7 protein-coding genes are annotated in these 9,285 nt (G+C 54.5%); 1 reads left to right on the top strand and 6 read right to left on the bottom strand.

All coding sequences use genetic code 11. The annotated features are described in order from the left end of the window. The 6 genes from AC2FNE_RS21105 to AC2FNE_RS21080 form a co-directional block, all read right to left on the bottom strand. Positions 1 to 260, bottom strand: a 260-nt coding sequence (locus AC2FNE_RS21105) for a DUF1523 family protein (RefSeq protein WP_496806202.1), incomplete at its 3' end; no start/stop codon positions are given. A gap of 10 nt (positions 261 to 270) precedes the next feature. Further along, positions 271 to 537 carry a hypothetical protein gene (locus tag AC2FNE_RS21100; protein ID WP_170474338.1) on the bottom strand — a complete coding sequence of 89 codons (267 nt, stop codon included), beginning with the start codon at positions 535 to 537 and terminating at the stop codon, positions 271 to 273. A 1-nt stretch (position 538) separates the two neighbouring features. Next, positions 539 to 1,876 carry a DUF6638 family protein gene (locus AC2FNE_RS21095; protein WP_496772466.1) on the bottom strand — a complete coding sequence of 446 codons (1,338 nt, stop codon included), beginning with the start codon at positions 1,874 to 1,876 and terminating at the stop codon, positions 539 to 541. A gap of 366 nt (positions 1,877 to 2,242) precedes the next feature. Further along, complete coding sequence (locus AC2FNE_RS21090) at positions 2,243 to 4,174, bottom strand: AAA family ATPase (RefSeq protein ID WP_496806201.1); 1,932 nt, start codon at positions 4,172 to 4,174, stop codon at positions 2,243 to 2,245. Positions 4,175 to 4,196: 22 nt separating this feature from the next. Further along, positions 4,197 to 5,315 carry a hypothetical protein gene (locus AC2FNE_RS21085; protein ID WP_496806200.1) on the bottom strand — a complete coding sequence of 373 codons (1,119 nt, stop codon included), beginning with the start codon at positions 5,313 to 5,315 and terminating at the stop codon, positions 4,197 to 4,199. 307 nt (positions 5,316 to 5,622) lie between these two features. Continuing rightward, entirely contained in the window at positions 5,623 to 6,702 is a 1,080-nt protein-coding gene (locus tag AC2FNE_RS21080; RefSeq protein WP_170474327.1) for a coiled-coil domain-containing protein, read from the bottom strand. 271 nt (positions 6,703 to 6,973) lie between these two features. Between AC2FNE_RS21080 and AC2FNE_RS21075 the strand changes: the two genes are divergently transcribed. Next, positions 6,974 to 9,157, top strand: coding sequence for an esterase-like activity of phytase family protein (locus AC2FNE_RS21075; RefSeq protein ID WP_496806199.1), 2,184 nt, complete (start codon positions 6,974 to 6,976; stop codon positions 9,155 to 9,157). Positions 9,158 to 9,285: the final 128 nt, after the last annotated feature.

Genomic DNA, 9,285 nt, shown 5'->3' with positions numbered 1-9,285 from the left:
CAACCCGTGTCTTCGTTGCGATACACGATTGGCTTTCCATTCGCACGCACCGCCTGGATAAACTGAACGTCTCGATTGGAAAGGCTGGTCGATTGATCCTCGGGTTCTGACCAAAAAATTCGGGTCCAATCATTCAGGTCTTGACGCTCTTCATAAGTATTAACGATCCGAACGACATCGTGTTGTGGCAGGGAGTATTGCAGGATAACGGCGACCGTACCCCAAAAAACAATAATGATTGCCCACTTCACATAGGCCATGCAGTAACCCTCACATATAATTCACAATGTAGATTAAGGCGCCAATTGCTAACCACGGCACAATATAGACGCCAAGAATCAATTTTCGGCGGAACGAATTGTCATAGACATGCAATCCGCGCTCGATAAAGGCATCCTTGTTGCCGGTTTTGCCCTTTTCATCCCACCAAGTTTCAAGCTTGCGTCTGCGGACACCGCGCGAGTACAGCGACAGCGCAAAATATGCAATCGTCTGAATAACCAGCAGGATCAGAAACAAACGCATCGCTCCGAACATCTCAATCCTTTCTCAACGCGCCCCAGGGACCGACACGGGCGATAACAGTGTCATCAACGCGATCTTCACCGCTCATGTCCGGCTCGTGCCCGAACAGTGCCGCTCGGGCTCCCGCTTTATCTACCTGATACTCACGTGCAAGGAAGTCGGCAACAAAGGCCTTTTTGCTCTCGGGCCATTTAGAATAGGTGCCATAGAACAACTCTTTGTGGCAGATGAACATCTGGCGCGGATCCAACGGTGCAAGCTCGGCCAGCAACATGTTAACCAGATCACGGTTTGGCGTGTTTGCGGCACGCAGGGTGTAGAAATATGCTGGATGATCCGACGTGATACGAGGCCACGGCCCGCCATCTTTCGCCCAGCGCAGCAGTTGGGCGAGGCCATGATACGCCGCGGGCAAACGATCGGCGTGATTGCGAGCCAGCCGCCGCATGTCGCCACGGTCCAAACCTGTTAAATCAACACCAGCATTCGCTGCGGCGTCGACGGTCAGAAAGTCCATCTTTTGTTGTAGGATCGCAGATGAATCCACACCGCGCGCTTCGACGATTGTTTCAACCAGTTCATTGTAGCCTAGGAATTTGGCAATTTGGTTCCGTTGCGTGGGGTCAAAAATATACTTGATCGGCAGATCGTCGGGTTTTTCGCCTATGCAGATCGCAGCAGGGTGATCCAGATCCGGAAACAGATAAAGCCCGCCGAAATGCGCCGTCCAGAAGTTACGCTGTTCAAACGCCGTGTGGCGCAGGCGGACCGGGTTGCGAGACACATCGCCTGTTTCCTTGGCCGTTTCGATCATCTTGGCGATCAACACGTCGTCGAACCAAGCATCCTCTTCGGTTTTGAACCGTTCGACCATGCCCGCCAGTTGCTCGGCTTTGCGCAGTGTGCCACCGACGGTGTCAGCCTCAATCTCGATCTTGCGAATGTTCATCAAATCGCGCGGGTTTGTCAGTTTTATGACCGAGTTCACCAACTCTCCGGCCACCGCATCGGTGGCGGTCAGAGCGAACAGCTGCGCCTCATTCATTTCAATGAATTCGCGCAGGATATCGCGAGAGGTTGAGAATTTGACGTTCAACAGCGGCGCACGTTTCTGCTCGGTCGTCATCAGGATGAACTGCCGGTTGACTCCATTGGGGTTGAGGTACAGCTCGTCCTCCAACTCAATCCCTACCTCGGGCGAATAGCCCGAGATATCGACATGGAAATCCGTCAGCGCCGTGGTCTTGCCCGCCAGATGCTGCAACGCGCGGTTATACCGCTCGACCAGAGCCGGGCTGGAGATATGGACGAGGTTGCCGAACATCAGGCCTTTTTCGATGAGGCGGATCATAACACTTTCCATCTCGCGAAACAGTAGCGAGTCACCCGACCCGAGGACGGATGTGGATCGTGCGCGCACCGGTGGGCAGGTATGTGGCGTCGTGGCTGCGCTATGAGTATTGACTTATGGAATATGGAGTTCGTCATCTCGAAAATCTACGCCAAAAGCAGTATAGTAATACCACGGTCGCACCCAAAATGCCCCCAATTGTCAGGAATCCAAAGAACACTTCGGCTGGCGGGTCAGTCACGGAACATGTACGGATAATAAAAAAGTTCTCAGGCGATAACCCATCCCAACCACAAATCGCTACGGTCAGTGAAACCGCTGGGATGAAAGCAAATATCGCAACAACAATTACCAACAATAAAATACTCACCCCTTACCCTCCAGATACCGCCGCTTGGCCTCTTCCATCCGGCCCATCTCACGCACTGCGTTCTCGATGGCGACCTCGTCGCTTTTGTCGGCATAGCGGAACTCGCTGTCGGCGTAGCGGTTGATCTCTTGCATCACCATCTCGACCGTGATCGGCTGGCGCAGGTCTTCGATCATGGCTTTCTTGGTGTCGTAGTCGCGGAACAGGAACAGGTCGGGGTTTTCCATCCATTCGTCGGGCAGTTCGAAATCCATCGCGCGGACCTTGACCGCGTCGGTGATGTTCTTGATCGCTCGGCCGGTAAAGCGTTCATCCGCCTGTTGGATCGCCTTGAGGTAGGTGCCCAGCTTGGCAATCGTGTCCATCTGGCCAATCTGGCCAGAGACCCGGTCATAGACCTGCAGCAGAGCCTCCTCATGAGGGCGGGAGTGGCTTTCGAAACTGGCAGCGACGGCCTTCTTGATTTCCTGCGCGGCAAAGGCGTCGTGCTCGCCCAGCGGGATGTCGTGGTTGCGACCCATCAGCAGGTGCAGAATGTCGATGTAATCCTCTCGCGTTTGCGGGCCGTCCACCAGAAACCGCGCGCCTGCCCGCTGGCGCAGGGCGTCATCCACATTCTCGGGGTAGTTCGAAAACATGCCAAAGGTGCAGTTGCCGCGCACAACGGTGTTGGCGCCTGCAAAGCTCTCCATTAGCACGGCTGTGATTTCCAATTGCCCGGCGCTGGACTGCCTATCGCCGCGTTTGCCTGCCAGCTGGTCGATGTCGTCGATGGTGCCAAAACCGATGACCGAGGGGTCGACGATCGTGTTGATGAAGGCCTTGGCGTTCTGACCGGATTTGCCCTGATAGCTGTCGATATTGTCTGTGCTCAGGTTCTGATAGCGAAACGGATAGCCAGCGTTCTGACAGTACTCGTTGATCAGCCCTGCCATTATCTGGATCAGAGTGGTCTTCCCAGTGCCCGGTTTGCCGTCGCCCATGAAGGTAAAGATGAAACCGCCAAGCTCGGCAAACGGGTTCAGACGTCGGTCAAAGTCATAGGCCAACAGCATTTTGGACAGCTTCATCGCCTGATATTTGGCGATATGATTGCCTACCACCTCGTTCGGTTTTTTGAACGTCATGGTCAGGGTAGTGGACTTGGCTTTAGAAGACGGTTCAAACCCTCGGATCGTCAGATCATCGGCTTCGATGTGCCAAGCGGCATTCTGGAACGGGGCTAGATGACCTGCCGATTGCGCGCGCAACGCGGCCTTGTCCATAAGCTGCTCGGCGTAGGCGCTGGTTGCGGCGATCAGGTGCGCGTCGTCTGCGGCGTATTTCGCAAGTGTCTGGTCCAGTTCCCACAATGCGCCGTGCAAGGCAATTTGACCATTGTCGGTCAGGATTTCTTCGATCTCGCCAATGTCGACCGTGGTTTCACCCAGATGCGAGGACATCAGGTATGCCAGAGCGTTACCAAATACATGGGACGTAATCAGAGCCTCCGCTGTTAGAAGCTCGGAAAACTCGGTCTTGCGGGCGGCAGGAAGATCCCCGGCCAGATTTGCGCGTTTCAGGTCTGCCAGCGGAGTTTGCTCTGCATATGCCTCTGCCACTGCCAGAGCTGTTGCGATGCCGCGTCGTATCGCCTGCTGTGTCGTCGCCTGAGGTGGTGAAACGAGCCCATCACCGTCATCCGACTCCTCGATCCGGTCGGCCAAATGCACCCCGTCCGCACGCACCATGCGGCGCGTCACCAACCCCGGTGTTGTTGACCGGAACCTCCGCCCGCTGGAAACTCCCGGAGACCGCTCAGTCGTGACATCAACCGCTTTTGCAATACGCGGCGCGTGTTCGAACCCGTTTAGCAAGGCGGTTGCCGCCGGATAGTGCTTGCGAATATCGGCTTCGCGCAATTCCATCTGATCTGACGTCAAGCTCATTTCAAAGTCGCCTTTGCTGCATTCAATATCTCAATACCTGCCCGGTTAAGCTGACAACGAATTTGCGTACATCGCCAAAACCCGGCGGGTTTAGCTCTGCCAATACCTGGAATGGGCGTTGGGGCAGTATGATCGATCTCTGGGTTCGGGTGGTCCCCGTTTCGGCGCCCTGTCCGGCAAAGGGGTCCAACGCGAAAACCTCGCGTTCGACTGACGAAAACCATCCTGCTCGTTCCTCGATAACCTCTTCGCTTTCCAGTTCTTCAGTGGTCCAGGCCAATGCCCAGTCTTGCCCCTCGGGTGCTTGCGCGTCTTCCAGGACTTGCCGCAAAGGGCCGGATTGCTCGGTATAGGCCGACGAATACATGGGCCCCACGTGAATTCGACGCAGATGTTTGGGGTGCAGGTTATCGAAGTCCTGATCGAAACCCTTTGCGATAGTCACTAACTTTAACCCGCCAAGCGATTGCGCCATCAAATGCGCCTGCACCTCGGGCCAGCGGCGTTGATCCTTGGGTAAGGCAATTTTGCCACTGTCTTCAAGAAGCATAAGATAGATTACTGGCAGATTGATCTGGCCGTCATATACAGCCCAATGGATCAAGAAACGCCTGCGGTCGCCCATCTGCTCGATCCAATGGCACTCGGGATCGTTTCGCGCCCAGAATAGCTGCCCTTTCAGTAATTCCTCGTAATAGAGCCTTTGGGACAGTGCGAATTGCAGTTTGGTAGGGATTTCCTGATCGCCGATGATTGCACGCACCATGTCGGTTTTCAGGTCATCTTCCGAGGGCATGTTTTCCAGATGGACTTTTGCCTGTTGCGCGTCGTTGGCCATGGTCAACAACTCGGCTGCCACGGGAAACCCACTGTCGCGTTTGTCCATGGCGAGGCTGCCAAAGAAACGGCCCGTATCGCGCCCGACCAGCAGGTACTTCATGCTGAGCGCGCGGAAGGTGTAGAGCAACCCTGAAAGGTAGCGTGACACGATCCGCACCTCTTGCTTGCTGATCGCGCCCTCAGCCTCCATCGTTGCGGCCACGCGCAGGAGGTGGACGGTGATCACCTCGAATTTGCGGAAATAGCGGCGCGAAGCGAAGGTGTCGGTCAGGCCAACATGGTCTTGAGTAGGATCAGTCATTTCTTAGTGCTTCCGTCCTCTCGAACGCCTGACCACCACATCAGAAGTCCACCCATCGGTCCCTCACATTTACTTCTCCATTTCACCATCTGATATTCGTTGGCAGACATCTTGGTTGCCTTCCAAACGAACCTATTCAACAGTGGTCCTATCCCTAGAAAGAAGATGAAAACAAACGAGAAAAAGCCAAAGGACCTTGCGTTGGATGGGCATGGACCACTGTCAAATGCACACGGATCAAGGTTATAGGCGTAAATCCCAAGTCCAAGACCAATCATGACAAATAGGTAAGATCGGACACGAAAACTCATCCGCCATACAAATTCTTATCATGCTTCTCGACAATCGACGCGAACCGGCGCGCGAACCTCTCATCCGCTTTGGCCTTTTTTTCCAGCACGTCGCGGGCAAAGACCATGTGATCCTCATGCGCCTCAAGCATGTCCGCCATTTTCTGGTTGGTCGCGGTGCCGATGGCGGCCATGGCGGTTTGCGCCTCCTGGTCGGTCTGCACGCCGATCTCGTTGATGCGGTGGGCCACGTCCTGCTGCTGTGCCGTTTTCAATGATTTGCTAAGCGCGTCGTAGAGCACCACACGCTGCTGGGTATCTGTCTGCAGTTTGTTGATCAGAACCATCTGCGTTGCCGCCTGGTTCTGTAGCGAGTCGACCCAGGTTTTACCCTTTTCGATATAGCGTTCGAGCGTCTGAGATTTGGCCAGTTTGACCTGTTCTTCCTGAACCTTGGCGTTGTATTGTGTGTTCAACTCGGCCAATTCGGTTTCCAATTGGGTGCGCGCGGCGGCGTCCTGTTCGACGCTGATCTTATTTTCAAGTGTGATGATGGTTGGGTCCATGCCTTGAATCTCAGCGCGCAGCGCTTCTAGCTCTGCCACCGTTGCTTCCCGGTCGTCCAGAGTACCGGTCAGATTTCCCTCGACCTTCACACGTTGCTCTTCCAAAACGGCCAACTGCCCTTCCAGCAGCTTTACAATCACGTCTGATTTGGCGATCAGGTCTTGCAACTTGTCGTCGATGTTGGCAGTGCGCATACGCTCTTGTCGCATCGAGTCAGATTTTCCCTTCGAGAAAACTCCGACAAAAGACTCCCATCCTGTCTTCGAGCGCATTTCGTCGAAATCCTTCGAGAAAGCATTGGTGACGTCATCCAAACCCATAATCAGCTCGGCGATATTGGCATTCATCACCTCTGTGTGCGCATGAACATCTTCAAGCGTAGCATTTTCGATGTCGATGTCTGCCTCGGCAGTACCAATCTTGGCGCGCGCAGCTTCGATACGTGAGGTCAATCCTTCAATCTGCGATTGGCTTTCGCGTACCTTCTGCTGTGTTTCCTGAATCAACGCTTCGAATTGATCGTTCGACATCTGTTCTGTCCCTATTTTTTCTTATTCATCCAATAAGATAGGCAATGTTACACGCTTTTACATCCCCTTGGATGCTAAATTCCCGCAAAGATTGGCAAATTCTGGAAAGAAAAGATAGATGGGACAACTCTAGCGCGAGCTTTTTGCCCGCGTTCGGTTCGATGATTAGACCCGCTTGCCAATCTTGTCATCAAACTGATTCAAAACCGTCACAAGCCCGCAATAAACCCCGTTCATCCCACTTGCGTCCAAGTGAGAGAGGATCCCACCTATGCTATTGCGCTTTGTCTGCCTGACATCTGCCCTGGCCCTGACCACAGGTCAGGCCTGGGCCGAGATGAACTTCAATCGAATTGCATCCTTCCCTGTGGTCAAGAACATGGCCGAAGGTGCCGACACTGACCGCGAAACGTCACCTGAGATCATAGCGGCAACCGCCGATGGTATGACGCTGGTTTATACTGACAGCCCGCTTGGTGTTATCGGTATGGTAGACATCACCGACCCGGCCAACCCAGCCCCTTTAGGCAGCATGGAAGTTGGCGGCGAGCCCACATCAGTTGGCATCATTGGCGGTACAGGCTTTGTGGGTGTGAACACGTCGGAAAGCTACATGGCGCCGTCTGGTAAGCTGATTTCGGTCGATATCGCCGAAAAAACTGAAACCGGTGCATGTGACCTGGGCGGTCAACCCGACAGCATCGCAATTGCTCCCGATGGGAGTTTTGTGGCCGTTGCGATCGAAAATGAGCGCGACGAGGACCTGAACGATGGCGTGATTCCACAGTTGCCTGCCGGCAACCTGGCTCTGGTCCCGGTAATTGACGGTGCGCTGGATTGTGCCGGAATGAAAATTGCAGATTTGACAGGTCTTGCCGAGGTCGCACCGAGCGACCCCGAGCCCGAGTTCGTCGACATCAATAATCTTGGTGAAACCGTCGTCACCTTGCAGGAAAACAACCACATCGCGGTTGTCGGCAAGAACGGCAACGTGGTCAGCCATTTCTCGGCAGGCAGCGTGGACCTTGAAGGCATTGACGCGACCGATGAGCGCGGCGCGCTGATCTTCACTGAAAGCCAGCCGGGTCGCCTGCGTGAGCCTGACGCGGTCAAATGGATCGACGACGATCACTTCGCAACCGCCAATGAAGGTGACTACGAAGGTGGTTCTCGCGGTTGGACCATTTTCAACAAGGACGGCACCGTTGTTTACGAAAACGGCACCGAATTCGAAAAGGCCATCATCCAGATCGGTCATTATCCGGACAAGCGCTCGGACAGTAAGGGTGTTGAACCTGAAAGCGTGACCGCTGCGACCTTTGGCGGCATGCCAATGATCTTCGTTGGGGCCGAGCGCGCTTCGGTCGTCGGAGTATATGATGCGACCGACCCGGCCAATCCGGTTCTGAAGCAATTGTTGCCTTCGGGAGTGGGTCCGGAAGGCTATGTCGCAATCCCCGAACGCAACCTGCTGATTTCGGCCAACGAAAAAGATCTTATCGAAGATGGTGGCCCACGCGCGCATGTCTCGATCTTTGAATATCAAGACGCCCCCGCATCTTATCCGCATCTGACGTCAGAAGGTACGGACGAGTTGATCGGATGGGGTGCTCTATCCGGTCTGGTCGCCGATGAGGACGGCATGATCTATGCGGTCAATGACAGCTTTTATGGCTTCCAACCGTCGATCTTCAAGATTGACCCGAGCCAGACACCGGCCCGTATCGTCGATGTGATCCGCATCCATCGTCAGGACGGCAACCCGGCTCAGAAACTAGACCTTGAAGGCATCACTCTGGACGGAGAGGGTGGCTTTTACGTGGCATCCGAAGGCCGCACCGACCGAGTTATCCCGCACGCGATCTATCACGTGTCATCAAAAGGCGAAATCAAAGACCGAAAGGGTGAAATAGGCTTGCCGCCCGAACTGATGGCTGTTGAAAAGCGCTTTGGTTTCGAAGGCATCACCAAGGTAGGTGACACCCTATGGATGGCCGTTCAGCGAGAGTGGGAAGACGATCCTGAAAACCATGTGAAACTTGTGGCCTATAATCTGGACAGCAAGGAATGGGGCGCTGTGCACTATCCTAAGGCCGAACCAGAAAAGGGCTGGGTCGGCCTTTCCGAAATCGTTGCACACGGTGACCATGTTTACGTAATTGAACGCGACAACCAGCATGACCATCGGGCAGTTACCAAGAAAGTCTATCGTATCCCGCTTGCTGACATGACCCCTGCCCCGCTGGGTGGTGAGCTGCCCGTAGTCAGCAAACAAGAAGTCCGCGACCTGTTGCCGGATCTGACTTCGACCGGAGGGTACGTTTTGGACAAGATCGAAGGTCTGGCCATACTACCCTCGGGCGAGGCGTTCGTTATGACCGATAATGACGGTGTCGACGATGCATCGGGCGAAACGATGTTCTGGTCTATCGGGGCCGTGACGGCTGGAAACTGAATATCCCAAACCCATGACAAGGCCCCGCGTTCATTTGCGCGGGGCTTTTTGCACAGCTACTTAACGCAAAAAACATTTGGAAAAACACGCCACCTTCTGTGTAGTTGCTTCATGAGAAAGCAGGAGGG

The sequence above is a fragment of the Ruegeria sp. YKSD179 genome, from assembly GCF_059612885.1.
Note: the sequence above shows the minus strand (reverse complement) of the source record. Positions and strands in the feature narration are given on the sequence as shown.

Bases quoted from the DNA above. Each gene is read 5' to 3' on its own strand.
- AC2FNE_RS21080 (WP_170474327.1), bottom strand. From the start codon at position 6,702: ATGTCGAACGATCAATTCGAAGCGTTGATTCAGGAAACACAGCAGAAG.
- AC2FNE_RS21085 (WP_496806200.1), bottom strand. From the start codon at position 5,315: ATGACTGATCCTACTCAAGACCATGTTGGCCTGACCGACACCTTCGCT.
- AC2FNE_RS21075 (WP_496806199.1), top strand. From the start codon at position 6,974: ATGCTATTGCGCTTTGTCTGCCTGACATCTGCCCTGGCCCTGACCACA.
- AC2FNE_RS21095 (WP_496772466.1), bottom strand. From the start codon at position 1,876: ATGATCCGCCTCATCGAAAAAGGCCTGATGTTCGGCAACCTCGTCCAT.
- AC2FNE_RS21090 (WP_496806201.1), bottom strand. From the start codon at position 4,174: ATGAGCTTGACGTCAGATCAGATGGAATTGCGCGAAGCCGATATTCGC.
- AC2FNE_RS21100 (WP_170474338.1), bottom strand. From the start codon at position 537: ATGTTCGGAGCGATGCGTTTGTTTCTGATCCTGCTGGTTATTCAGACG.